The 24,587-nt window shown below is 58.5% G+C and carries 22 protein-coding genes; 15 read left to right on the forward strand and 7 right to left on the reverse strand.

The window, feature by feature from the left end; translation table 11 throughout:
• Positions 1-164 precede the first annotated feature (164 nt).
• From rpsO to HHJ16_RS08235, 6 genes are all read right to left on the reverse strand, one after another.
• Positions 165-431: a 30S ribosomal protein S15 gene (gene rpsO / locus HHJ16_RS08210; protein WP_293642113.1), complete on the reverse strand. Its 267-nt coding sequence runs from the start codon at positions 429-431 to the stop codon at positions 165-167.
• Positions 432-543: 112 nt separating this feature from the next.
• Entirely contained in the window at positions 544-1,731 is a 1,188-nt protein-coding gene (locus HHJ16_RS08215; protein WP_293642114.1) for a pyridoxal phosphate-dependent aminotransferase, read from the reverse strand.
• 24 nt (positions 1,732-1,755) lie between these two features.
• Positions 1,756-3,030 carry a branched-chain amino acid ABC transporter substrate-binding protein gene (locus tag HHJ16_RS08220; RefSeq protein ID WP_293642115.1) on the reverse strand — a complete coding sequence of 425 codons (1,275 nt, stop codon included), beginning with the start codon at positions 3,028-3,030 and terminating at the stop codon, positions 1,756-1,758.
• A gap of 139 nt (positions 3,031-3,169) precedes the next feature.
• Positions 3,170-4,222, reverse strand: coding sequence for a tRNA (adenosine(37)-N6)-threonylcarbamoyltransferase complex transferase subunit TsaD (gene tsaD, locus HHJ16_RS08225; protein ID WP_293642116.1), 1,053 nt, complete (start codon positions 4,220-4,222; stop codon positions 3,170-3,172).
• A gap of 109 nt (positions 4,223-4,331) precedes the next feature.
• Positions 4,332-4,679 (reverse strand): hypothetical protein, encoded by a 348-nt coding sequence (locus HHJ16_RS08230; protein ID WP_293642117.1) that lies wholly within the window; start codon positions 4,677-4,679, stop codon positions 4,332-4,334.
• Positions 4,676-6,409 carry a hypothetical protein gene (locus HHJ16_RS08235; RefSeq protein WP_293642118.1) on the reverse strand — a complete coding sequence of 578 codons (1,734 nt, stop codon included), beginning with the start codon at positions 6,407-6,409 and terminating at the stop codon, positions 4,676-4,678. The genes HHJ16_RS08230 and HHJ16_RS08235 overlap by 4 nt, the downstream gene beginning before the upstream one ends.
• A 273-nt stretch (positions 6,410-6,682) precedes the next feature.
• Between HHJ16_RS08235 and HHJ16_RS08240 the strand changes: the two genes are divergently transcribed.
• The 13 genes from HHJ16_RS08240 to HHJ16_RS08300 all read left to right on the forward strand — a co-directional run bounded on the left by HHJ16_RS08240 (position 6,683) and on the right by HHJ16_RS08300 (position 21,869).
• A complete protein-coding gene (locus tag HHJ16_RS08240) occupies positions 6,683-7,315 on the forward strand; it encodes an ANTAR domain-containing protein (RefSeq protein WP_293642119.1) in 633 nt (210 codons plus the stop codon).
• A 329-nt stretch (positions 7,316-7,644) separates the two neighbouring features.
• Positions 7,645-8,889 (forward strand): CmpA/NrtA family ABC transporter substrate-binding protein, encoded by a 1,245-nt coding sequence (locus HHJ16_RS08245; RefSeq protein ID WP_293642120.1) that lies wholly within the window; start codon positions 7,645-7,647, stop codon positions 8,887-8,889.
• A 34-nt stretch (positions 8,890-8,923) separates the two neighbouring features.
• Positions 8,924-9,856, forward strand: coding sequence for a nitrate ABC transporter permease (ntrB, locus tag HHJ16_RS08250; RefSeq protein WP_293642121.1), 933 nt, complete (start codon positions 8,924-8,926; stop codon positions 9,854-9,856).
• A 19-nt stretch (positions 9,857-9,875) separates the two neighbouring features.
• Positions 9,876-10,688, forward strand: a complete 813-nt coding sequence (locus tag HHJ16_RS08255) for an ABC transporter ATP-binding protein (RefSeq protein ID WP_293642122.1) — start codon at positions 9,876-9,878, stop codon at positions 10,686-10,688.
• 49 nt (positions 10,689-10,737) lie between these two features.
• Positions 10,738-13,191, forward strand: a complete 2,454-nt coding sequence (nirB, locus tag HHJ16_RS08260) for a nitrite reductase large subunit NirB (RefSeq protein ID WP_293642123.1) — start codon at positions 10,738-10,740, stop codon at positions 13,189-13,191.
• A gap of 89 nt (positions 13,192-13,280) precedes the next feature.
• Positions 13,281-13,667 carry a nitrite reductase small subunit NirD gene (gene nirD, locus HHJ16_RS08265; RefSeq protein WP_293642124.1) on the forward strand — a complete coding sequence of 129 codons (387 nt, stop codon included), beginning with the start codon at positions 13,281-13,283 and terminating at the stop codon, positions 13,665-13,667.
• A gap of 8 nt (positions 13,668-13,675) precedes the next feature.
• Entirely contained in the window at positions 13,676-16,612 is a 2,937-nt protein-coding gene (locus HHJ16_RS08270) for a nitrate reductase (protein ID WP_293642125.1), read from the forward strand.
• 41 nt (positions 16,613-16,653) lie between these two features.
• Positions 16,654-17,610 carry a DNA-binding protein YbiB gene (gene ybiB, locus HHJ16_RS08275; protein WP_293642126.1) on the forward strand — a complete coding sequence of 319 codons (957 nt, stop codon included), beginning with the start codon at positions 16,654-16,656 and terminating at the stop codon, positions 17,608-17,610.
• Positions 17,556-18,350 carry a uroporphyrinogen-III C-methyltransferase gene (gene cobA / locus HHJ16_RS08280; protein WP_293642127.1) on the forward strand — a complete coding sequence of 265 codons (795 nt, stop codon included), beginning with the start codon at positions 17,556-17,558 and terminating at the stop codon, positions 18,348-18,350. The genes ybiB and cobA overlap by 55 nt, the downstream gene beginning before the upstream one ends.
• Positions 18,351-18,474: 124 nt before the next feature.
• The gene (locus HHJ16_RS08285; RefSeq protein ID WP_293642128.1) at positions 18,475-19,467 is read left to right on the forward strand and encodes a hypothetical protein; all 993 of its coding nucleotides are present in this window, start codon (positions 18,475-18,477) and stop codon (positions 19,465-19,467) included.
• Positions 19,468-19,672: 205 nt separating this feature from the next.
• A complete protein-coding gene (locus HHJ16_RS08290) occupies positions 19,673-20,923 on the forward strand; it encodes an NAD(P)/FAD-dependent oxidoreductase (protein WP_293642129.1) in 1,251 nt (416 codons plus the stop codon).
• Between the two features lie 174 nt (positions 20,924-21,097).
• Complete coding sequence (gene rpsU / locus HHJ16_RS08295; RefSeq protein ID WP_007872347.1) at positions 21,098-21,310, forward strand: 30S ribosomal protein S21; 213 nt, start codon at positions 21,098-21,100, stop codon at positions 21,308-21,310.
• Positions 21,311-21,407: 97 nt separating this feature from the next.
• Positions 21,408-21,869: a GatB/YqeY domain-containing protein gene (locus HHJ16_RS08300; protein WP_293642130.1), complete on the forward strand. Its 462-nt coding sequence runs from the start codon at positions 21,408-21,410 to the stop codon at positions 21,867-21,869.
• Positions 21,870-21,910: 41 nt separating this feature from the next.
• Here the strand turns inward: HHJ16_RS08300 and pmbA are convergent, their stop codons facing one another.
• Entirely contained in the window at positions 21,911-23,320 is a 1,410-nt protein-coding gene (gene pmbA, locus HHJ16_RS08305; protein WP_293642131.1) for a metalloprotease PmbA, read from the reverse strand.
• Between the two features lie 25 nt (positions 23,321-23,345).
• Here pmbA and yjgA point away from each other — a divergent pair, with 25 nt between their 5' ends.
• Positions 23,346-23,945, forward strand: coding sequence for a ribosome biogenesis factor YjgA (yjgA, locus tag HHJ16_RS08310; RefSeq protein WP_293642132.1), 600 nt, complete (start codon positions 23,346-23,348; stop codon positions 23,943-23,945).
• A complete protein-coding gene (gene mog, locus HHJ16_RS08315) occupies positions 23,942-24,541 on the forward strand; it encodes a molybdopterin adenylyltransferase (RefSeq protein ID WP_293642133.1) in 600 nt (199 codons plus the stop codon). Before yjgA ends, mog begins: the two co-directional genes overlap by 4 nt.
• Positions 24,542-24,587 lie beyond the last annotated feature (46 nt).

A 24,587-nucleotide genomic window follows, 5' to 3' on the forward strand; every position in this document is an offset into this window, starting at 1 on the left:
GAGCCCGGAGTAGCAGCTGGCTGAACACGATGCCATTCCACAAAACGCCTGCTTTCAGGATTCTCTTGTGGAATGACACAGCGCGTGCTCTTTTTGCCTTACTCCGAAGTAAAAAACGCCTGAGCTAGTGAACTAACTCAGGCGCTTCCTGTTGGATTTAACGATTATTTACGCAGGCCAAGTTTGGCAATCAGCGCGACGTAACGGTCAGCATTTCTGGACTTCAGGTAGTCGAGCAGCTTGCGGCGACGGCTCACCATGCGCAGCAGGCCACGGCGACCGTGATGATCTTTTGCGTGGGTTTTAAAGTGGGGCATCAGCTCGTTGATGCGGCCGGTCAGCAGCGCCACTTGAACTTCAGGACTACCGGTGTCGTTGGCAGCGCGTGCATTGGCGCTGACAATCTCGGCCTTGATTGATTTTGCAATCATGATTTTCCTCTTGCAACGAAGTTGCACTTGCGATCGAGGCAGTGTTCCCAAGATGGGAGTTGACCGCTTTCGTCGTGATTTGCCGGATATTAGTACCCAGCAAAGCGCTAAATTATAGCGCAAGCCATCGTTCGAGGCGTTCTACGCCTTGCCCGAGCCTGGCGATGTCCTGACTGGCAAAACACCAGCGCAGCCAGCCCTGGGCTTCCGACGCGGGATTGACCATGAAGGCATTGCCCGGCGCCAGCCCGAGCCCGGCCTCTACCACCAGCCGCTTGGCGGTTTCAAAAGAGTCGCCGAAGCGTGTTTGGTCCTGCAGCCTGAAAAATGCGTACATGCCGCCTTTGGCGGGCATCACCTGCACACCCGGCACAGCCTGTAACAGGGGAACGAGCGTATCGCGGCAGGTTTTGAGGTGGCTCACGATGCGCGGCGTGATCTCGGAGGTCCGTTCCATGGCCACCAGCCCGGCGCGTTGAATAAATACCGGCGCGCAGGAGGTGTTGAACTCAATCAGCTTGCCGATGTGCAGCGTCATGCTGGGCGGCATGACGAGCCAGCCCAAGCGCCAACCGGTCATGAGAAAGCTTTTTGAAAAGCTGTGGGCAACGACCAGACGGTCTTCGGGAGTGGCAATGTCCAGAAAACTGGGGGCACATCCATTCGTGGTCGGTTCAAAATAAAGGCGCTCGTACACCTCGTCCGCCAGAATCCAGGTACCCGTGTCCCGGCAGTGCGCCAGAATCGCAGTCTGCTCGGCGCGCGTCAAGGTCCAGCCGGTCGGGTTGTTCGGTGCGTTGACAATCAAAAGCCGGGTCTTGGGGGTGATGGCGGCCAACAGCTCTGCCATGTCAAGCCGCCATTCTCCGGCCACGGGTTTGAGACTCACGCAGGTCACCTTGGCCCCCATGATGGCGGGCTGCGCGGTCAAGTTGGGCCAGACCGGCGTCACGGCCACCACTTCGTCGCCCGCGTCGACCAGTCCTTGCACGGCCAGCATCAGGGCACTCACACCGCCCGACGTGACCGCAATTCGCTCAGAACCGATGGGCGCTGCGCCGGCGCAGCGCAAGGCGGTCGCGTAGCGGGCGATGGCCTCGCGCAACTCCGGTAATCCAAGGTTGTGGGCATAAAAGGTTTCGCCCTGCTGCAGTGAAGCCGCGGCTGCGTCGCGGATAAAAGCAGGCGTCACTTCATCGCTCTCTCCAAACCAGAACTTGAGCACATCGTCTCGCCCCATGCCCGCATTGGCTACCTGGCGGATCATCGATTCTTCAAGATTCAAAACAGCCTGTCGCATACGCACCCTTCCATTTGTGTGGTTTTATTTAGTGTATGGCCGCACCATCTTGCAGCTGTGGGGCTGCTCGGCACGCCCCGCCACGATGGTCTTCAAGACGCGAAATCCGTAGCCAGAGCCTTCCACATCAAATTTCACGCCGGGCGCGCCCTGCTTTTCCATGATCGCCACCTGCAGCGGCTGCTGAAACTGATGATCGGAAGCGCGCATCGTGCCGTGGCGACCTGAAAAAGTAACCGAAGCCCGTTCCAGTCGGGCGGCAACGGCGGTTGAGTCGGTCGTACCGGCCTTTTCAATACTCTGGGCCAGCGCCTCGATCATGAGTTGCATGCGCATGTGCACGTAGTCGTCTTGGGGTTTTGGAAACCGCTTACGGAACGATTGGTAAAAGGCTTCAGACGATGCGCCGGTATCGTTGGGAAACCAGTCGGCCACCGCGAGCACTTTGTCCACACCGGCATCGCCCAAGGCGGCCGGCACGCCAAGCGCATTGCCATAGAAGGTATAAAACTTGCCGTCGTATCCAACCTCCCTGGCCGCTTTGATGAGCAAGGTCAAATCATTGCCCCAATTCCCCGTCAGCACCGCTTGCGCGCCGCTGGTCTTGATCTTGATGGCGTAGGGAATGAAGTCCTTCACGCGCCCGAGGGGGTGCAGCTCGTCGCCCACGATCTGAACGTCTGGACGCTGCAAGACGAGCTGTTTGCGGGCTTCGCGCAGCACTGCCTGGCCAAAGCTGTAATCCTGCCCAATCAGGTAAATACTCTTGAGCTTCTTGTCGTCCTTGAGCACGTCCATCAATGCCACCATGCGCATGTCGGCGTGGGCATCAAAACGAAAATGCCAGTAACTGCATTTTTCGTTTGTCAGGAGGGGATCGACTGCCGAATAGTTAAGAAACAGCACACGCTTGCCCGGCTCCCGCTCGTTGTGTTTGTTGATGGCGTCAATCAGCACCGCGGCGATGGACGATGAATTGCCTTGCGCAATAACCGTCACGCCATCGTCAATGGCAGAACGCAAGGCCGCCAGCGCTTCCTCGTTTTGGCCTTTGCTGTCATAGCGCTCAATCACCAAGTTACGACGACCGCCGGGGAGCTTGACGCCGCCGCGTGCATTGACACGCTCGGTCGCCCACAGCAGGTTGCGAAACACCGCCTCCCCCGTGTTGGCAAACGGTCCGGAAAGACTTTCAATGAGGGCAATTCGAATCGGGGCTTGAGCGGGCGCTACCGCTCCGATCGCTAGCGACGCGCCGAGCAATACGACCAGCAGGAAATGTTTGAAGAGCTTGTTCATAAAAAAATAAATTCCAGTTTTCGACGTAAACAGAGCCTCGGCAGACCTGACTGAGGCGCACGAAATAACCCCGATAAACGCCGCGCTCTGTAAAGAAAAAAGTTTTGTAAAACAGCCTGGCGAACCCACGAGGGTTGGCTCAACGGCCCTCAGCCACTTCGAGCGGCCGCGTTGCCAGGGCCCAGCGCGGCTTCACGTCAAAGCTGTAGCCGTGCTGTAGCGTTTCCAGGCCCGCCTGCAGGCGCATGCCAGCGGCCAGAGCGATCATGGCGCCGTTGTCGGTGCAAAAATCCAGCTCGGGATAATGCACCCGAATACCGCGTTGCGCGCATGCCGCATTGAGCTGACTGCGCAGCAAAGCGTTGGCCCCCACCCCGCCGGCCACCACCAGGCGCCTGAGTCCGGTTTGCAACATCGCGCCGAGTGATTTCTTGACCAACACTTCCACAATGGCCGCCTGCGTGGAGGCCGCCAGGTCGGCTTTTCGGTTTTCCAGTTCAGGCCCCAATTTTTTAGCTTGTGTCAGCACAGCGGTTTTCAGGCCGGCAAAGGAAAAATCGAGGGTGCCGCTGTGCAGCAATGGCCGGGGCAGTTTGAACGCGCTGCCGTCTCCGCGTTGCGCCAGCGCCGAAAGGTGCGGTCCGCCAGGATAAGGCAGACCCATCAGCTTGGCCGACTTGTCGAAAGCCTCCCCCGCTGCGTCATCAATGGTTTCGCCCAGCAACTGGTAGCTGCCGACCCGGTCTACCCGCATCAACTGGGTATGCCCACCGGACACCAGCAAGGCCACAAACGGAAACTCCGGCGGGTCGGCGCTCAAAAAAGGAGACAGCAAATGACCTTCCAGGTGATGCACGCCCATCACCGGCTTGGCCAGCGCAGCCGCCAGCGAGCAAGCCACGCCAGCGCCCACCAGCAGCGCCCCCGCCAAACCGGGACCGCGCGTGTAGGCAATCACATCCACCTGCGCCAAAGAACGCTGCGCTTGCAGCATGACTTCTTGCGTCAGGGGCAACACCCGCCGGATATGGTCCCTGCTGGCCAGCTCCGGCACCACGCCGCCAAAGGCTTGATGCATATCGATCTGGCTGAACAAGGCATGCGACAGCAAACGCGGAACGGCGGTACCCTCTGTCTCCACAAGGGCGACACCCGTTTCATCACAACTCGATTCAATTCCTAGTACAAGCATCGGTCAAGTGTAAGGTTTGGCCGACCGCCTGCAAACGCTACCGATGACACTTGGCCCGCCATTCGCTGCGGGCGAGTTGTTGCAATCCCCACCTTTGGGCGGCGTTAACTCAAGGCGCGGTGACCACGCGGGACGGTGTTATTTGCTCGAAGTTGAGATACTTTGCTTGCCGATGACCTTGCATGCTGACCCGGTGATTTTGGGCCTGTTGAAAGAGAGCGATCTGATCCGGACTCGGCGAGGTGATTTTCCAGACCTGACCTTGATCGTCTGTCACCGCCCACCAGGCGCCTGGTTCGGCGCCTTTTAGCGATAGATTACCGGAGATACTGACCTCTCCGGTCTCTTGACTAGGGTTGCTCACACTGTTGCCACAAGCGGCCAAGGCGAGCAGCGTTACCGCCAAAATCCATTGGGTGAGGCTGATCGCGGCGAAGGAAACCTTCTGCATTTTCATTTAATGATCACAATCAAAGTTGTGTTGGCGGGCACCACCACCGCATTGCGCACATAACTGGTTGTTCCAGCAGCAACGGTGTCGCGCTGATAAGTGTGTGACGTTGCGGTATAGCCCGCGCCAAGCGGTGCGGCGGCGACAAAGGACAACGGGGAGGAAAGATCTTTTGCTTGCAGCGCGTAAGAGCCTGCCACAGTAGCGGGGTAACCGTAACCTGCGGGCATCCCGGTTGCGGGGAGTTGTCCAAATACGGTTGCGCCAAAACGGGCGAACTCATCGCTGAAACTGCTTCCCCCATTGGTTTTAATCAGCCCGTCCAGACAGACATAACTGGTCAACGCAGGTGCTGATTGAGTGCCATCGGTGCAAGCTGTGACAAGCTGCTGGTAGATAGACAGGCCGTAGCGGCGATTGAGGAACGCGCCAAAACCGCCACCTATCGCGTAGTTGGGAGTGGCGTCCGCCAGCGTGGGCCAATTGATGTAACTGACATTGCCTCCTTTTCTCTGGTAGTCCGGCAGCCGGATGCTCAACACCTTGTTATAGCCCACCGCACCGGCGGGTATGACGGCCGGTGACACGATATCCTCCGTCATCATCGCGGAGGTCTCTTCAAGCCAGGTATCGTGCAACACACCCCTTACCACCGTGCGTTGATAAAAGTTCACCATGTGGGTGGACTCATGCAGAAGCGTCGACGTCGCAAAATTGACGTCGGTTTTAATCTGGCTGGCGTTGATGAAAAACGCAAGCGCTTCGTTAGAGCTGCTGACCGCACTTTTCATAAAGTTGTTGCCTCCGGAGAAATAGCCGGCCCATCCGGTGCCAGCCGGCACATTCAGCACCACCACGTTGATGTCCTGCAAAGCCCCGGTGGCGTCTTTTATCAGCTCGGGGCGCTTATTAGGGTCAGCACCCCATACGTCGCCCAACAAACCGTTGAGTTGGGCCAAACCACCGGCGCTACCGGCGCTTCCGCAATACGACACCTGCATGGCATCCAGTGCCGTTTTCAATTCACCCGCCGTGAATTTGCCTGACGAAACGATGGTGGGATCCACCCACCACACCACCTTTCGGCCGCTCGGTACCGGGCACACGTTCTGCACCGAGGTATCGTAGGCCACGGATGTCGCGGGGAAGGTGTCGAACCATGTTTTGGTCGCCCCCAGCGCAGGCGTAAACAACAAACGCGTCGCTGCGGCAGGAATCGCATTTGAAAGATCCGCCGCTGGCCCAATCGCCGGGCGGTTGCTAATTAGCCGCGCCGCGATCGACCGGTTTCTTTCCAGCATTTGTGCATGCGCGTCATCTTGCGAGGAATGCTGCTGCGCCGCGATGACTTCCGGAGAAAACCGCAAGCCTGCAACGTCGGCGGGAGGCATCACGGGCGACGCCAGAGTCCCTGCTGTAGGGCTGCTTGCGGTCGCGTCGGAACCGTTGGAAAAAATCAGCGTCGCGACGTTGCCTGCAGCCACACCGGCGATGTTGACATCGACGGTTGCAACCGAGCTTGATGTGTTGTTGTAGCGCCAAAAGCCGATGCCAGTGCCGCTGTAGCTATTGGCGTTAATGGCGCCACAGTTGACACCCGTGCAGTCTGGCGACAGCGAACCAACAATGGGAACCGCCGGAGCGGGAGCGGGACCGCCACCACCTCCACCACCGCAGGAAGCCAATGCCCCGCCGAGAATCGAGGTGAATAAATACTTCAGGTATCGACGATTCATAGTGATTGGAAACCCTTTGAAATTCAATAAAAATAGCTAAAGTGATGCACCGGTGTCATTAGACATGACGTCGGAGACTATTTCTGCCATCAGAGGCGCTTGGGCCGGGATATCGTAAGTTGCCCCGGACTTGATCGCAAACAGATTAGAGTCCCGCTCCAAGCGTTTGCCAAGCGCAAGCTTGCTACATTTTGATAAGGGCCGTTCGCCTTCAAGGTCGCACCTCGCACATCGTCAAACAGAATCTGGCGCAAATCTTGCACGAAGTTAAAGATGACGTCGCCCCACTCCCTGCGCTTGGTTGTGATTGCGCCCGACTTATCCGCATCCGATGGCGCGGATGAGACCGACCTGGCGTTGATTGAGCGCTCCCGACAGTTGCGCATCGGCCTGCTGGCAGGCGGCTTCAACCTGATTGCCACCCTGCCTGCCGACACTTTTTTGCGCGAACGGCTGGCGCAACTGCAGCCCGACATGATCATCGTCGATGCCGAGAGCGATGCGCGCGATTCACTCGAACACGTGGTGATGGCAACGCGCGGCGAGCAACGCCCCATCGTGTTGTTTACTAACGACGAAGATACCCGCCACGTCAGGGAAGCCGTGGCAGCCGGCGTCTGCGCCTATATCGTGGCGGGACTTGAACCAGCCCGCATTCGACCGATTCTGGAGGTGGCGATGGCCCGCTTCCAGCACGAGCAGGGCTTGCGCCGGGAGTTAGCGGATGCAAAAACGGAACTGCACGAACGCAAAGTGATCGACCGGGCGAAGGGACTGCTCATGCAGCGCCAGGGCCTCAGCGAACAGGAGGCTTACCAGAAACTTCGCAAGGCCGCCATGGACAAAGGCCTGCGCCTGGGCGAGGTGGCGCAGCGCATGCTGGACGCGGCCGACCTGCTGGGCTGACACCGCCAAACGCCAAAATGGTGCGCCGCACAAATACGGTGCCGCAGCGAAAAACCCGTGACCTGGTCAGAACCCTATTGCAATTGCTATTAATTAGATAGCGCAATATGACTGTGCCGCAGGTACAAAAAGTTTATTCCGCCTTCAGGCCAACGGTAAAACTTAATTGGCACAGGTCTTGCAATTGGTGATTGCATGGCAACCCACCTCAACGGCGAAGTGGATTGTCCCAAAGAACAAAGGCGTTCGCACCCCCAGCCACGACTAAAACGTGGTTGCCTGGGTCGAGCGCCTTTTTGTTTTGTTTTTTTACTTCCGGAGTCGCTGCCATGACCGATCTGTTGAAATCTTCACTCACCCGCCGCTCGGTGTTGCAAGCCGCCGCCGTGGGTGCAGTGGGTATTAACCCGGCGCTACGAGCCGCCGTCTATGCCCAAGGTTCAGACGCCCCCGAAAAGAAGGAAGTCAAGATTGGCTTCATTCCACTGACCGATTGCGCCTCGGTGGTGATGGCTTCGGTGCTGGGTATCGACAAAAAATACGGCGTCAAGATCATCCCGACCAAGGAAGCCAGTTGGGCCGGCGTGCGTGACAAACTGGTCAATGGCGAACTCGACTTTGCCCACGTACTCTACGGCCTGGTTTACGGCGTGCATATGGGAACGGCAGGCCCCAAGAAAGACATGGCCGTGCTGATGAACCTGAACAACAACGGACAGGCGATCACGCTGTCCAGAAAAATAGCCGACAAGGGTGGCGTCGATGGCGCGGGCCTGGCCAAACTGATGACCGCCGAAAAGCGCGAATACACCTTTGCCCAAACCTTTCCCACTGGTACGCACGCGATGTGGCTCTACTACTGGTTGGCCGCCAATGGCGTGAATCCAATGAAAGATGCCAAGGTGATCACGGTGCCGCCGCCGCAAATGGTGGCCAACATGCGCGTCGGCAGCATGGATGGTTTTTGCGTCGGCGAACCGTGGGGTCACCGCGCGATCATGGACGGCGTTGGTATTACCGCTGTCACGACGCAGGACATCTGGAAGGATCACCCCGAGAAGGTACTCGGCACTACCGCGGATTTCGTTAAAAAGTATCCCAACACGGCGCGCGCGGTGACGGCCGCCATCATCGAAGCCGGCAAGTGGATTGACGCCAGCCTGGCCAACAAAAACAAGATGGCCGAAACGGTGGCCGACAAAAGCTATGTCAACACCAGCGTGGAGGCCATCAACCAACGGATCATGGGCCGCTACCAGAACGGGCTGGGCAAAACCTGGGACGACCCGAACTACATGAAGTTCTTCAATGATGGCGCAGTCAACGTCCCGTACCTGTCCGACGGCATGTGGTTCCTGACCCAACACAAACGCTGGGGACTGATCAAGGACCACCCGGACTACCTGGCCGTAGCCAAGCAGATCAACCAGATCGACATTTACAAACAGGCGGCAACCGCGGCCAAGGTGAGCGTACCGAAAGATTTCATGCGCACCAGCAAGTTGATGGATGGCACGGTCTGGGACGGAAAGGATCCGAAAAAATACGCCGACAGTTTCAAAGTCCGCGCTTAAACGTCCCCTAAATAGTATTCAAAGAGGTCATGCCATGGTCAGTGCCGTATTCCACAGCCCGCGTCGGACCACCGAAGCAGCGGTTCACGGTAGCGAACGAAACGCCCCCCATTTAATGGCGGACGACACTGTTGAAACAAGCGCGTCAGCTTCAGTCGCCAAAGTAACCACCCGGCCACGATGGAATGTCGCCTGGATCTGGCACCACGTCCTGCCGCCCCTGCTGGGCCTTGGTTTGCTGGTGCTGATCTGGGAACTGGTTTCCATGGGCACGGGCGCCAACATCCCCTCGCCCAAAGACACCTTGGTCCAGGCAGTGCAGATTTTCAGCGATCCGTTTTACAGCAAAGGGCCAAACGACCAGGGCGTCGGCTGGAACATCCTGGCGTCACTCAAGCGCGTCGCGGTGGGTTTTGGCCTGGCAGCGCTGGTCGGCATTCCAGTCGGCTTCATGATTGGCCGCTTTACTTTTTTAAGCCGCATGTTTAACCCGCTGATCAGCCTGCTGCGCCCGGTGTCCCCGCTGGCCTGGTTGCCGATTGGCCTGTTGGTGTTCAAGGGGGCCAACCCGGCCGCCATCTGGACCATCTTCATCTGCTCGATCTGGCCCATGATCATCAACACCGCTGTGGGCGTGCAGCGCGTTCCGCAGGACTACATGAATGTGGCGCGCGTGCTCAACCTGTCCGAATGGAAGATCGTCACCAAAATTCTTTTCCCCTCGGTGCTGCCTTACATGTTGACCGGCGTGCGCCTCGCGGTCGGCACCGCCTGGCTGGTAATTGTTGCCGCCGAAATGCTCACCGGTGGAGTCGGCATCGGCTTTTGGGTATGGGACGAGTGGAACAACCTGAACGTCAAAAACATCATCATCGCCATTTTTGTAATTGGCATTGTCGGGCTGCTGCTGGAGTACGCGCTGATCAAGTTGGCTACCGCGTTCACGTTTGAAGAAGTCAAAAACTGAAGCCCTTGGAAAGACGACCATGAACACTTCCCTCACCACGAAATACCTCGAAGTTCAGTTCGTCGAGCAGACCTTCAAGACGAAAAAGGGGTCGTTCTGCGCGCTTGAAAATATCAACCTCAGCGTGGCCAAGGGCGAATTTGTCGCACTGATCGGCCATTCCGGATGCGGCAAGTCCACCTTGCTGAACCTGCTGGCGGGGCTGACCCGGCCGACCCAGGGGAGCCTGCTGTGCGCCAACCGCGAAATTGCAGGGCCTGGCCCGGAGCGCGCCGTGGTGTTTCAAAACCACTCGTTGCTACCTTGGCTGACCTGCTTTGAAAACATCTATCTGGCGGTTGAACGCGTTTTCTCGGCCACTGAGACAAAGGCGCAACTCAAATCCCGCACCGATGCGGTGCTGGCCATGGTGGGCTTGACATCAGCGGCGCAAAAGCGCCCTGGTGAAATTTCGGGCGGTATGAAGCAACGTGTGGGTATCGCCCGCGCTCTGTCGATGGAACCCAAAGTGCTGCTGCTTGACGAGCCTTTTGGTGCACTCGATGCACTAACCCGTGCCAAGCTGCAGGACGAGTTGCTGCAGATCGTGGCCAACACCCAAAGCACAGTGGTGATGGTCACTCACGATGTGGATGAGGCCGTGCTGTTGAGCGACAAGATCGTGATGATGACCAACGGACCGTCGGCCACGATTGGTGAAGTGCTCCACGTAGATTTGCCGCGTCCGCGCAACCGGGTAGAACTGGCTGAGAGCACGCAGTACCTGCATTACAGAAAGGCCGTGATCGACTTTTTGTATACGCGCCAGGCCCATGTGGAAAAGGCCGCCTGAAAGCGGGATTTATAGCGCGTAAGAACACCGAAACTCTGAGGAACCCACGATGGACATGCGCGTTAAAAAATCAAAACTGGTAATGATCGGCAATGGCATGGCGGGCGTACGCACCCTGGAGGAATTACTAAAAATCGCGCCCGAGCTTTACAACATCAGCGTCTTTGGCGCCGAGCCGCATCCCAACTACAACCGGATTTTGTTATCGCCGGTGCTGGCTGGGGAACAAACACTTGACGAAATTATTCTCAACTCCTGGGACTGGTACAAAGACAACCACATCACGCTTCATTCCGGCAAGAAAGTCGTCGAAGTTGACCGCATCAAACGCATTGTGCGTGCCGCCGATGGCACCGAAGAGGCCTATGACCGCTTGCTGATGTGCACCGGCTCCAACCCGTTCATCTTGCCAGTCCCAGGCAAGGATCTGAAGGGCGTGATTGCCTACCGGGACATCGCCGATACCAACGAGATGATTGAGACCGCCAAAAAATACAAAAAGGCCGTGGTCATTGGCGGTGGCCTGCTGGGTCTGGAAGCTGCCAATGGCCTGATGCTGCGCGGCATGGACGTCAGCGTGGTGCATGTCATGCCGACGCTGATGGAGCGTCAGCTCGACGGTGTAGCCGGCAAGTTGTTGCAAAAATCCTTGCAGGATCGTGGCCTCAAATTCCTCATGGGCGCGCAAACCCAGCAACTCGTGGGCGGCGGAGACGAAGACGGCAACCGCGTGACCGCCATCAAATTCAAGGATGGCACTGAGCTGGAAACCGACCTTGTGGTGATGGCCGTGGGCATACGCCCCAACACCGAGCTGGCTGAATCCATGCGCCTGTATTGCAGCAAAGGCATTGTGGTCAACGACACCATGCAGACCACCACGGATGCCCGCATCTATTCGGTGGGGGAATGCGCGGCCCACCGCGGCATTGCCTATGGCCTGGTGGCACCACTGTTTGAGCAGGCCAAAGTTGCCGCCAACCATCTGGCGCAGTTCGGCATCGGCCGCTACACCGGCTCGCTCACTTCCACCAAACTTAAAGTCACCGGTATAGACCTCTTTTCCGCGGGTGAGTTCATGGGTGGTGAAGGCACGGAAGAAATCGTCATGAGCGATCCGTTCGGCGGTGTTTACAAAAAGCTGGTTATCAAAGACGACAAGCTGATCGGCGCCTGCCTCTACGGCGATACGGTAGATGGCAGCTACTATTTCAAATTACTGCGCAATGGCCGCAACGTTGCCGATATTCGCGACAAACTGATGTTTGGCGAATCCAACATCGGCGACGCCGGCCACGAGGGCCACAGCAAGGCAGCCTCCATGCCGGACGAAGCGGAGGTCTGCGGCTGCAACGGCGTGACCAAAGGCACAATCTGCAAAGCGATCAAGGAAAAAGGCCTGTTTACGCTCGACGAAGTGCGCAAGCACACCAAGGCCAGCGCATCATGCGGCTCGTGCACCGGGCTGGTAGAACAAATCTTGATGTTCACTGCTGGCGGCGACTACTCGGCCACACCGAAGACGAAAGCCATGTGCGCCTGCACCGACCACGGCCATCAAGTGGTCCGCGACGCCATCAAGGCCAACAGGCTACTGACGATTACGAGCGTCTATTCATTTTTGGAGTGGCGGACTCCGAACGGCTGTGCCAGTTGCCGGCCCGCCGTCAATTACTACCTGATAAGCACCTGGCCCAAGCAGGCCAAAGACGACCCGCAGAGCCGGTATATCAACGAGCGTTCACACGCCAACATTCAAAGGGACGGCACCTACAGCGTGATTCCGCGCATGTGGGGCGGCCACACCACGCCCGACGAATTGCGCCGGATCGCGAATGCGGCCGACAAATACAAAATTCCGACCGTCAAAATTACGGGGGGTCAGCGTATCGATTTGCTCGGTGTCAAAAAGGAAGACCTGCAAGCGGTCTGGAAGGATATCGGTATGCCCACCGGTATGGCGTATGCCAAAGCCTTGCGAACGGTAAAAACCTGCGTCGGTAGTGAATGGTGTCGATTCGGCACCCAGGACAGCACGCAAATGGGCAAGGACCTTGAGCACGCGCTATGGGCGATGTACTCGCCCCACAAGGTCAAGCTGGCGGTTAGCGGTTGCCCGCGCAACTGCGCCGAGTCCGGCATCAAGGACGTTGGGGTCATAGGCGTCGATTCCGGCTGGGAAATCTATGTGGGCGGCAACGGCGGCATCAAGACTGAAGTGGCCCAATTTCTTGTCAAGGTCAAGACCGCGCAGGAAGTGCTGGAGTACGCAGGGGGCTTCCTCCAGCTCTACCGCGAAGAAGGTTGGTATCTTGAAAGGACCGTGCATTACATCCACCGTGTCGGCCTCGATCACGTGAAAAAGAAAATTGTCGACGACGCTGAAGGCCGCAAAGGCTTGTGGGAGCGCCTGCAGTTCAGCGTCGATGGTGAGCCCGATCCGTGGTTTGCCCTGAAGGAAGCCGCTGTGGATACACGGCAATTTGAAGCGCTTGCCGCATGATTTTCGCAGCACCAACCGCCCGGCCACAGCAGCTGATGGACCGCGTGACCGGCATGTACGCCCGAATACTCGGCTAACTGAGGAAAAAAATGTCTGCATGGAAAAAAATCTGCCAGGTCACCGACATTCCCGTACTCGGCTCCCGCCGGGTCTCGCGTGCGCAGGGTATGGATGTTGCCTTGTTCCGCAACAACGAGGAGGGCATTTTTGCGCTGCTTGACCGCTGTCCGCACAGGGGCGGCCCACTGAGCCAGGGCATCGTATTTGGCACCAGCGTGGCATGCCCATTGCACAACTGGACGATTGGCCTGACCGACGGTTGCGCCAAATCGCCGGATGAAGGCTGTACGCAAAAGTTCAGCGTTCGCGTCATCGAGGGAGCGGTGTACCTGGACGCAACCGAACTGGCTACGCTGGCGCTTGAAGCGCGGGCCGAAGTGGCCGGACCTGCCGGCAAAAAACTGACCTCTGCTTGAATGCCCAGATGATGGTTCCTGCAACGAGTACGCCAAAAGCAAAGGAAACCCGCTCTACTTGTCCTTATTGCGGCGTAGGCTGCGGCGTCATCATTGAATCCCAAGGAGAGCAAATCACGGGCGTGCGCGGCGATCCGAGCCACCCGGCCAATTTTGGGCGACTCTGCACCAAGGGCGCCACGCTGGCCCTCAGCGCGGCGGCGCCGGTCACGCTGCAAACACGGCTTTTACATCCGATGCGGCGCGCGCAGCGCCACGAAGTAGCCCAGCGAACGTCATGGGACAGCGCCCTCACCTTCGCCAGCGAGCGCTTTGCTCAAATCGTTCGCGACCACGGACCGGATGCGGTCGGTTTTTATATTTCTGGCCAGTTGCTCACCGAAGACTATTACGTCTTCAACAAATTGGCCAAAGGATTGATTGGTACCAACAATATCGACAGCAACTCCCGGCTGTGCATGAGTAGCGCGGTCGCAGGCTACAAACAAACTCTGGGCGCGGACGCACCGCCCGTCTGCTACGACGACTTGCATCATGCGCAGTGCATCTTCATCGTGGGCAGCAACACGGCTTACGCGCACCCGGTATTGTTCCGGCGCATCGAGGATGCCAAAGCGGCCAACCCGGCGCTCAAAATCATCTGCTGCGACCCGCGCCGGACCGACACCGCAGAGATCGCCGACCTTTACTTACCGATCCAGCCCGGAACCGACGTTTCGCTGTTCAACGGCATGCTGCACATCATGCTGTGGGAAGGCTGGACCAACCCACAATACATTGCAGCGCACACCAATGGATTTGCGGATTTAAAAAGCACGGTGAGGGACTACACCCCCGACCTGGTGGCGGAGACTTGCGGCATCAAAAAAGAGGACCTGCTTTCTGCCGCCAGACTGTTTGCCACCTCCGGCGCCACCTTGAGCCTGTATTGCCAGGGACTGAACCAGTCGACCAGCGGCACCGCCAAAAATGCAGCCTTGATTAACCTGCACCTGGCGACCGCACAGATAGGCAAGGCCGGTGCCGGACCGTTTTCGTTAACCGGCCAGCCAAATGCCATGGGAGGCCGTGAGGTCGGCGGTATGGCGAATTTACTGAGCGGGCATCGTGACCTGTCCAACGCCGACCACCGCGCGGAAATTGCCTCGCTTTGGGGCGTGCCTAGCGTGCCCGAGAAGCCGGGTAAAACAGCAGTCGAAATGTTTCAGGCGGCCGCCGACGGAGAAATCAAGGCGCTTTGGATTGCCTGTACCAATCCGACCCAGTCCATGCCCGACCAGACCACCGTGCGCAGGGCCCTTGAGCGCGCCGAATTGGTGATTGTTCAGGAGGCGTTTTCCACCACTTCCAGTTGCGACTATGCCGACCTGTTGCTGCCTGCCACCACTTGGGGCGAAAAAGCGGGCACAGTGACCAACAGCGAACGCCGCATCAGCCGGGTGCGCGCAGCTATCCGGCCCCCCGAGGAGACCCGTCACGACTGGTCAATTGCAGTTGAATTTGCACAGCGGCTCGAAAAACTTCTCCCCCCTCGTATCGCCGGACCTGCAAAGGCGTTATTCCCTTACTCGCTGACCGATCAGGCCAGCGGGGTTGAAACCATCTGGAACGAGCACCGCGAATCCACCCGAGGCCGCGACCTCGACATCACGGGCATGAGCTATGCCCTGCTTGAAGATTCGCCCCTGCAATGGCCGCTGAAATCGGGTGAAACGACAGGAAAGGCGCGCTTGTACGAAGACGGCATCTTTCCCACCATTGATGGTCGGGCCTGCTTCGTCAACACGGTGTACAAACCAGTCGCCGAGCCGCGCGAATCACGCTATCCGTTTTCGCTGACGACCGGCCGCCTGCGCGACCAATGGCATGGCATGAGCCGCACGGGTACGCTGGGACGCCTGTTTGGCCACGTGGCGGAGCCCGCCCTCCAAATGAACCGCCAAGACATGGTGCGGCGTTTGCTAAAAGAAGGCGATCTGGTGCATGTCACCTCCAGGCGCGGCTCCATCGTCGTTCCCGTGCAAGCGTCATCCGAGGTTGCCCTGAGCCAGGCGTTCATCGCCATGCACTGGGGTGGCGAATATTTGAGTGGTCTATCCAGCAGTGGCCAAACACTGGCCGGCATCAACGCGATCACGACGTCGGCCTATTGCCCCCACTCCAAACAACCGGAACTCAAGCACGCTGCGGTCAAGATCCTGAAGGCGGAATTACCGTGGTCATTGCTCGCCATGGCGTGGCTACCCGACAGTGAAGTGCTGGCGGCGCGCGAAGCGCTCAGGCCTCTAATGAGGTCATTTCCTTTTGCCAGTTGCGTGCCGTTTTCAAACAATGCGCCGCTGACAGACCGCTGCGGGGAACGATCGGGGGTGCTATTTCGCGCGGCCAGCCATGAATCGCCTGCCGACGAAACGCTGACCACGTTAGAGCGCATCCTGGGCCTCAATGGGCTTGACACCCTGCGCTACGCCGACAAAAAAAAGGGCCAGCATCGCACCATACGGCTGCTACGACGGGGCACCCATGAGGAAAAAACAGAACTGACAGGTTTTGTTCTCGCCGGTGACACCAGCGCCCAGGCCTGGATCACCACGCTGTTGCGCGACGAGCTCCCCGCACAGGCGTATGGCCGCCTGTTGCTGCTGCCAGGTGCTAAGCCGCCGGTTGCTGTCCTGTCACGAGGGACGGTGGTGTGTAGCTGCCTCAACGTCACGGACTTGGCTATCGACGATCATCTATCGATCGTCAGCGAAAGCGGCGACGCTGGCTATTTGGGAACGGATGAACAGCGCCTGGCATCACTGCAAGACGCCTTGAAATGCGGCACCAACTGCGGCTCTTGCTTGCCCGAGCTGAAACGCAGAGTGCGCTCCGCGCGCAACGCAGGCGGGTCTGAAACCACTTCGTCACCGCAAACGTTTATCCCGATCAAACAGATCGCCTAATCGAATACCGGTCCTTATGTGCAGCTGCATACAATTGCCGCATGGGTATTAGCCAGTACATCAAAGTTATCGGGCGCGGAAAGGACGGCGCACGCGCGTTGTCACGCCAGCAAGCTGCAGACTTGTTAGGCCAAGTGCTTGATGGCGCGGTGACGGACCTGGAAATCGGCGCTTTTTGTCTGGCGATGCGTATTAAAGGTGAAGCGCCCGAAGAGATGGCGGGTTTTCTGGATGCGGTTCATCAGCGACTCAACTATCTGCCGCCCAGCGACCGCCCTACCGTGGTCCTGCCAAGCTACAACGGCGCCCGTAAGTTGCCGCTTTTGACGCCGCTGCTGGCTCTGCTCCTGGCGCGTGAAGGGCTGCCGGTTCTGGTACACGGCACCCCCACCGAATCCAGTCGTGTTCTTGCGTCAGAAGTGTTCGACGCACTCGGCATCCGCGCGCAGACAGCGATCAAACCAATACGGCCGGGTGAAGTAGGCTTTATCCCCACGGAGTTGCTCTGCCCGGCTCTCAAGCGCCTGCTGGATGTGCGGCGCGCGGTGGGCCTGCGCAATCCAGCTCACAGCCTGGTCAAGATCATGAACCCCTGCCGGGGCAAAAGCCTCGTGGTCAGCAGTTACACCCATCCCGAATACGCGGTCTCTATGGCGCGCACCTTTGAGCTGGTTCGCGCGAATGCGTTGCTGCTGCGCGGCACAGAAGGAGAGGTGGTGGCCGACGCGCGCCGTATGCCGCAAATGGAGGCTTTTGTCGAAGGTGAGCGCTCTCTGCTGCAGGAAACCCAGACCGGAACCCTTGCCGCATTGCCCGCCTTACCCAAAGAGGTTGACGCGGCCAGTACGGCAACTTACATTCAATCGGTTATGGCGGGCCATCAACCAGTGCCTGCCTCGATTGCCCGCCAGGTAGAACTTATTTTGCAATTGGTCTCAACACTATGCACAACAGCCGCAGCATCCCACACGTCGCAAACGGAAAATGCACCCTGGTAGGCGCCGGTCCTGGCGATCCGGAGCTGCTCACTCTCAAAGCGCTCAAGGCTATTCAGCGCGCCTCGGTACTCTTCATCGACGACCTGGTGAGTGATGAAATTGCGGCTTTTGCGCAGCCGGAGGCCCGTATCGTGCATGTCGGCAAGCGCGGCGGCTGCAAGTCCACACCGCAGGCTTTTATTGAAAAGCTCATGATTACCGCCGCGAAAGAAGGGGAAAACGTCGTGCGGCTCAAAGGCGGTGATCCCTTCATATTTGGCCGTGGCGGGGAAGAAGCCGAGCACCTGCGCGCAGCGGGCATTGAAGTCGAAGTCGTCAATGGCATCACCTCCGGCTTGGCCGCCGTGACGTCGTTGGGCGTGCCGCTGACGCACCGCCAACACGCGCACGGCGTGGTGTTTGTGACCGGCCACCCCCAGCCCGGAGACTCTGGCGCCGACTGGCGGGCACTGGCGGCCACCGCGCACAGCGCCCGGCTTACGTTGGTGATTTACATGGGCGTTAGCGGTGCCGAAGGCATCCAGAGCGAGCTACTGACCGGCTTGCCTTCCGCAACCCCGGTTGCCGTAATCCAGAACGCTTCCTTGCCGTCGCAGCGCCACATTATTACGACCTTGGGCGCATTGGCAGCGGCGATCAATGAGGGCGGGATCGCCAGCCCGTCCATCATCGTTGTCGGCGACGTCATCAGCGGTGTCGCGCTGGCAGCAGCGCAACCCCGCGTGATTCGCGCCGCCTGAAAAGTTCAGCCTTTCTCAACGCGGCTTGCGCCGCCGCGACCCGCTAGCAGCACACCGCCCAGTCCTGCATCACAGAGTTGTCATGCAAGCCGGCTAAGCTTTCACATTTTGATCAGGTCATCAAATGTCAACACGACTTCTGACTGGGGTGCTGCTTGCACTCAGCATCACCTTCGCCCAGGCTCAAACTTTTTCGTTCGGACTCTGGGGCGATATGCCTTACCAGAAGGCGGGCGACGCGCCGAAAATTCCGGCGCTGCTCAAAAGCATCAATCGGTCTGACATTGCTTTTTCAATTTACGACGGCGACATCAAGGATGGCAGCTCCCGCTGCACGGATGACATTTACGCATCGGCATTGGCTATGTTTGGCCAACTGGTCAAACCAGTGGTGTATGTGCCCGGTGACAACGAATGGACGGATTGCCATCGCCTGAACAATGGCGGCTACGACGGGCTGGAACGTCTGGGCTACCTGCGTAAAACGATGTTCCCCACTGCGGACAGCCTGGGCCAACGCCAGATGCCGCTAATGCACCAGGGCAAGTTCGGCGAAAAGTATTTTGAAAACACGCGCTTCAGCCACCGCGGCATTGTCTTCGTCAGCTTGAATTTGCCGGGCAGCAACAACAATAAAATTCTGGACGAAAAAGACTGCGCCTATAAAAGTGCACGGACCGCCGCACAGTGCGATGCCAGCAACGAGGAATACTTGGCCCGCGATGCGGCCAATGTGAATTGGATGCAGCAAGCCTTTGCAGCCGCCAAAGACCGCAAGGCACGGGGCCTGGTGCTGGTGTTTCAGGCGGATCCCGGTTTTGACCTGCCAGAAACCGAAGACATCGACGAAAGCCAAGGGCCGCGTTTCAGCGGCTACCGTAATTTCATCAACCACGTGATCGCTGAAACAGAGCAGTTCCCGGGCCAGGTCTTGCTGGTCCACGGCGACACCCATTTCTTCAAGCTGGACAAGCCCTTGTACAGTCCCAGCAAGCTGCTGTCCAACCTTACGCGCCTGCAAACCTTTGGCAGCCCGATGATTCACTGGGTTCGCGTGACGGTGGACCCGAAGACTGCAAATGTCTTTACGGTTCAACCGGTGATCGTGACGCAATAAGGGCGTTGGGGATCGAGGCGATAAAGCGTACGACTCAACAAATGGGGGCGAGCGAGCGCGCCTCTGCGCCGCAGACGTATCGGTCGCGCCGGCCCGACAACGCCGCTAAACTTCCGGGGTCTACAAGGCGCGGACTTCGGCTTCAGCGCTGGTGCCCTGCTTTTTATAGCTTATCGTGCACATTGCACGCAAACCAAAGACTTAATTGATTCATAGATTTGATGTTGTCGTGATCGGCGCGGGCGCTGCGGGCCTTTTCTGTGCCGGCTTGGCGGGGCAGCGTGGCGTCAAGGTGCTGTTGCTGGACCACAGCGAAAAAGTCGCCGAAAAAATCCGCATCTCCGGAGGCGGACGGTGCAACTTCACCAACCGCGAGGTCGGACCGGCCAATTTTTTGAGCCAGAACCCTCACTTTTGCCGCTCGGCCCTGTCGCGCTATACGCCGCAAGACTTCATAGCGCTGCTGCAGCGCTACGACATTGCCTTCCATGAGAAGCACAAGGGACAGCTCTTTTGTGATCGCTCGGCCGAAGATGTGATCACCATGTTGCTCGCCGAGTGCGCGGCAGGTCACGTGACGCGCTGGCAGCCATGCGGCATCAAAAGCCTGCTCAGTCCCGAGCAGACCGGCACCGGCGTCTACACAATGGATAGCGACCACGGCCTTATTGAAGCGCTGCAGGTGGTGGTCGCCACAGGCGGCCTGTCCATTCCTAAGATCGGTGCCACCGATTTCGGCTACCGCATCGCCAAACAGTTCGGGCTGCGCCTGGTGGAACCGAAACCCGCGCTGGTTCCCCTGACCTTTGACGGTGAAGCTTGGGCTCCTTATGCCCAATTGGCGGGCTTGGCGCTGCCCGTGCTCATTGAAACGACACCGACGGACACCAGCCCAAAGCAGCGCAAAAAGGCGGTGGTGTTTTCGGAAGACCTGCTATTTACCCACCGCGGACTGAGCGGCCCCGCAGTGCTTCAAATGTCCAGCTTCTGGCGCCAAGGCCAGACCCTGCGCATCAACCTGGCACCCGGCATGGATCTTCCCGCGACGCTGTTGCGCGCGAAGGCCAGTTCAAAAAGGCTGATTGCCAATGAGTTAGCCAATTGGGTGCCCGGCCGACTCGCGGACGCCTGGGTCAGTCAAGACTTGAATCTGCAGCGTCCCATCAGTGAGGCCACCGACAAGGCCTTGCTGACCGTGGCGGAGCGTTTGGCCGACTGGGTCCTCACCCCCACCGGTTCGGAAGGCTACAAAAAGGCGGAAGTCACCGTGGGCGGCGTGGACACCCGGGACCTGTCCTCGCAAACCATGGAATCCAAGCAACCGGGCTTATATTTCATTGGAGAAGTTGTGGATGTCACCGGCTGGCTGGGGGGTTACAATTTTCAGTGGGCGTGGGCATCGGGCTTTGCCTGCGCCGAGGCGCTCGCTGCACGCCACGCGGAACAACCCGTTTGATTTGTCGGCGTCGGCGCGCTCAATAAACGTTCGGCCTGGTCGGGGACCGGGAAGTCAACCCCAGCTACAACGGCATTCTTCGACTGCTATAATCTCAGGCTTTGCTAGCAAACCCGCACCTGGCCTGATCCTGATCAGATCAATTAAGGTGCCTCCATTTGGATCAACTCATCAATGACGACCATTCGCGTAAAAGATAACGAACCCTTCGACGTTGCGCTTCGTCGCTTCAAGCGCACGATCGAAAAACTCGGCCTGTTGACCGACCTGCGTGCGCGCGAGTTCTATGAAAAACCAACGGCCGAGCGCAAGCGCAAGAAGGCAGCCGCCGTCAAGCGCAACTACAAGCGTATCCGGTCCATGCAGTTGCCCAAGAAACTGTACTAAGCAGTACAGTCTTTCGGCGAATCAAAAGCCCGCAAGAGGACGCTCTGCGGGCTTTTTGACTTTTCAGCTTATAAACTCATTCCCTCAGGAGCCTGCAATGTCACTCAAAGACCGAATCACCGAAGACATGAAAACTGCAATGCGCGCAAAAGACAGCGCGCGCTTGGGCACCATCCGTTTGTTGCTGGCAGCCATCAAGCAAAAAGAGGTCGATGAACGTGTGGTGGTGGATGATGTGGCCGTGGTGGCTATCGTCGACAAACTGATGAAGCAGCGCAAGGACTCGATTGAGGCATTTCAAAAGGCAGCCCGTATCGATCTTGCGGACAAAGAAGCCGCGGAACTCATCGTGCTTCAGGCTTATCTGCCTGCACGACTGAGTGCCGACGAGGTTACAACGGCAGTAAAAGCCATCGTCTCTGGGCTAAGTGTCGAACTTGGTCGCCCGGTCGGCCCCGCCGACATGGGCAAGGTCATGGGCGCCGTCAAAGCCCAGCTCACAGGCAAGGCCGACATGGGTCAGGTTTCGGCGGCCGTCAAAGCGGCCTTGGCCGGTTAAGTCAAAAACGAATTGGGCGTCTTTAGCAAAGCCGGGGGAAATCAAGATCCCGCCACTTTCATCCGGTTGATCAATATCGATCCAACGGTTTTGGCACCGTAGTTATAGGCATCTGACCCCACGGCTTGAATACCCATGAGCATGTCCTTCAGGTTGCCTGCGATGGTGATCTCTTCAACCGGAAACGCGATCTGACCGTTTTCGACCCAGAAGCCCGACGCACCACGAGAGTAGTCGCCCGTCACGTAGTTAACGCCTTGTCCCATGAGCTCCGTCACAAACAATCCCCGACCTAGCTTGCGCAGCATCCCGTCCAGATCGTCCCCGGCGCGCGTTCGGCGACTGGTGAGCGTGAGGTTGTGCGAGCCGCCCGCGTTACCGGTGGTGCGCATACCCAATTTGCGGGCTGAATAGGTGCTCAGGAAGTAGCCTTCCACCCGCCCCGCATCGACCACTTTGCGGGCGCTGGTTTTTACACCCTCCTCATCAAACGGGGCGCTACCCTTTCCTTTCAGAAGGTGCGGATCCTCGGCGATATCAATGTGCTTTGGGAACGCGGGTTTGCCCAGGCTGTCGAGCAAAAAAGTACTTTTTCGGTACAGCGCGCCGCCACTAACGGCTTGTACAAAGCCGCCTAGCAGGCCAGCCGCAAGAGGCGACTCGAATAGCACCGGGCACTGCGTCGTAGGAATTTTTCGACTTTTTAAGCGCGCCAATGCGCGTTCGGCGGCGTAACGGCCCACCGCTTCGGGGGGGGCCAAGTCGCTCGCATCTCGCATCGAGCTGTACCAGGCATCGCGCTGCATCTGGTTGCCTTTGCCCGCAATGGGTGCCACCGAAATACTGTGACGCGAGCTGGCATAACCGCCGCGAAAGCCTTTGCTGTGGGCACTGAAAAAATGGCTTTGCTGGGCCGACACGCCCGCCCCTTCGCTATTGGTGATCAGACGGCTCGTCCCCATGGCGGCAGCTTCGCATTGCAGGGCGAGTTGAGCGGCCTCTTCCGACGTGAGCGCCCAAGGATGAAACAGGTCCAATGCCGGAGGGTCTCGGGCAATGTCGCGATCCTCGGGAAGACCCGAAGTCTCGTCTTCTGCAGTGAAGCGTGCAATGTCGTAAGCCGCTTTCACCGTTTGCGCAATGGCGGCTTTTGAAAAATCGCTGGTGGCCGCGTTGCCGCGTTTTTTGCCGACGTAGACCGTGACCCCCAGCGACTTGTCGCGGTTGCGCTCAACGGTTTCGAGTTCCCCCTTGCGCACGCTGACCGAAAGGCCGCAGCCCTCCGACGCTTCGGCGGCCGCATCGCTGGCCCCCAGTTTTTTTGCATGGGCCAGCGCCGTGTCGACCAGTTCCTCGAAAAAGTCGCGGTGGTAGCTGAAACCGGCCTCAGGCTGGCTGGTCTTGAGGCTGGACGCTTTTGGGAGTGAACGGGTAGAAGGTTTTTGAGTCATATGGGTAGCTATGATACTAACTGCTATGAACAACAAGACAATTAAGGCTAACAAAGCCCCGAAGGGCTATTGGTCCAACGGCCGATTCGTCAAACCAGAAGAGATCGCCGCCGAAGAGGTGGGGCCGCCGAGTAAAACCCAATTAAAAGCCGAGGCCGATGAAAAGCAGGCATTGGGGGAGGCACTACTGACCCTGCGTGCCGACCTGATGGCACGCCTGGAACTCCCGGATAAGCTGCTGGATGCTCTGGCCCAGGCCAAACGGATTACCAACTTCGAGGGCAAGCGGCGGCAAATGCAGTTCATCGGAAAACTGATGCGGCCGCTTGATTCCGAACCCATTCGTGAAGCGATCAACGAGCAGCTCAATGGCTCGGCACAGCTCACGCTGACCCTGCACTTGGCAGAGCAATGGCGCGACAAGCTGGTCGCGTCGGACGATACCCTGGGCAGTTGGCTCACGGCCCATCCGGATACCGATTCGCAGCAGTTGCGGGCGTTGATTCGCCAGGCGCGCAAGGACGCCGTGCCCGAAAAACCCGGCGAAGCACCGCGCCACGGCAAGCCCTATCGCGAGATTTTTCAGCTGGTCAGGCAGGCCCTGACCCAGGAGCCCGAAGAATGACCGCACCCTACGACGCGGTCAGGGTGGGCATTGTCTCGGTCAGCGACCGTGCTGCCACCGGCGTTTACGTCGACAAGGGGCTACCGACCCTCAAGGACTGGCTCACACGCGCGTTGCGCAATCCCATCACGTTCGAAGAGCGCCTGATTCCTGACGATCAGGCGCGCATAAGCGCCACGCTGATTGAACTTGTGGAAGCCGGCTGCTCGTTGGTGTTGACCACCGGCGGCACCGGCCCCGCGCCGCGCGACGTCACGCCAGAAGCCACACTGGCCGTCGCCCACAAGGAAATGCCCGGCTTTGGTGAGCAGATGCGGCAGATCAGCCTTAAATTCGTACCGACCGCCATCCTGTCGCGACAGTGCGCGGTGATTCGCGACAAGAGTCTGATCCTCAACCTGCCCGGTCAGCCAAAATCTATCCAGGAAACACTGGAAGGCTTGAAAAATGACGTCGGCGAATCACTGATGCCCGGCATCTTTGCCGCCGTGCCTTACTGCATTGACCTGATCGGCGGTCCCTACCTGGAGGCCGATCCAGCGGTGTGCAAGGCGTTCCGACCCAAAAATGCGATTCGGAACACCCGATCGGAATAAAGCCGCGCTTGTGCGGCGTTCACTGCTTTTTTGCGCTTTAACCAGT

The sequence above is a fragment of the Polaromonas sp. genome (assembly GCF_012927485.1).
In the GTDB taxonomy this organism is placed as follows: Bacteria; Pseudomonadota; Gammaproteobacteria; order Burkholderiales; family Burkholderiaceae_C; genus Polaromonas.

Excerpts from the sequence above, each read along its gene's own strand:
- rpsO (WP_293642113.1), bottom strand. The coding sequence starts at position 431 with ATGATTGCAAAATCAATCAAGGCCGAGATTGTCAGCGCCAATGCACGC.
- HHJ16_RS08215 (WP_293642114.1), bottom strand. The coding sequence starts at position 1,731 with ATGCGACAGGCTGTTTTGAATCTTGAAGAATCGATGATCCGCCAGGTA.
- HHJ16_RS08220 (WP_293642115.1), bottom strand. The coding sequence starts at position 3,030 with ATGAACAAGCTCTTCAAACATTTCCTGCTGGTCGTATTGCTCGGCGCG.
- tsaD (WP_293642116.1), bottom strand. The coding sequence starts at position 4,222 with ATGCTTGTACTAGGAATTGAATCGAGTTGTGATGAAACGGGTGTCGCC.
- HHJ16_RS08230 (WP_293642117.1), bottom strand. The coding sequence starts at position 4,679 with ATGAAAATGCAGAAGGTTTCCTTCGCCGCGATCAGCCTCACCCAATGG.
- HHJ16_RS08235 (WP_293642118.1), bottom strand. The coding sequence starts at position 6,409 with ATGAATCGTCGATACCTGAAGTATTTATTCACCTCGATTCTCGGCGGG.
- HHJ16_RS08240 (WP_293642119.1), top strand. The coding sequence starts at position 6,683 with ATGACGTCGCCCCACTCCCTGCGCTTGGTTGTGATTGCGCCCGACTTA.
- HHJ16_RS08245 (WP_293642120.1), top strand. The coding sequence starts at position 7,645 with ATGACCGATCTGTTGAAATCTTCACTCACCCGCCGCTCGGTGTTGCAA.
- ntrB (WP_293642121.1), top strand. The coding sequence starts at position 8,924 with ATGGTCAGTGCCGTATTCCACAGCCCGCGTCGGACCACCGAAGCAGCG.
- HHJ16_RS08255 (WP_293642122.1), top strand. The coding sequence starts at position 9,876 with ATGAACACTTCCCTCACCACGAAATACCTCGAAGTTCAGTTCGTCGAG.
- nirB (WP_293642123.1), top strand. The coding sequence starts at position 10,738 with ATGGACATGCGCGTTAAAAAATCAAAACTGGTAATGATCGGCAATGGC.
- nirD (WP_293642124.1), top strand. The coding sequence starts at position 13,281 with ATGTCTGCATGGAAAAAAATCTGCCAGGTCACCGACATTCCCGTACTC.
- HHJ16_RS08270 (WP_293642125.1), top strand. The coding sequence starts at position 13,676 with ATGATGGTTCCTGCAACGAGTACGCCAAAAGCAAAGGAAACCCGCTCT.
- ybiB (WP_293642126.1), top strand. The coding sequence starts at position 16,654 with ATGGGTATTAGCCAGTACATCAAAGTTATCGGGCGCGGAAAGGACGGC.
- cobA (WP_293642127.1), top strand. The coding sequence starts at position 17,556 with ATGCACAACAGCCGCAGCATCCCACACGTCGCAAACGGAAAATGCACC.
- HHJ16_RS08285 (WP_293642128.1), top strand. The coding sequence starts at position 18,475 with ATGTCAACACGACTTCTGACTGGGGTGCTGCTTGCACTCAGCATCACC.
- rpsU (WP_007872347.1), top strand. The coding sequence starts at position 21,098 with ATGACGACCATTCGCGTAAAAGATAACGAACCCTTCGACGTTGCGCTT.
- HHJ16_RS08300 (WP_293642130.1), top strand. The coding sequence starts at position 21,408 with ATGTCACTCAAAGACCGAATCACCGAAGACATGAAAACTGCAATGCGC.
- pmbA (WP_293642131.1), bottom strand. The coding sequence starts at position 23,320 with ATGACTCAAAAACCTTCTACCCGTTCACTCCCAAAAGCGTCCAGCCTC.
- yjgA (WP_293642132.1), top strand. The coding sequence starts at position 23,346 with ATGAACAACAAGACAATTAAGGCTAACAAAGCCCCGAAGGGCTATTGG.
- mog (WP_293642133.1), top strand. The coding sequence starts at position 23,942 with ATGACCGCACCCTACGACGCGGTCAGGGTGGGCATTGTCTCGGTCAGC.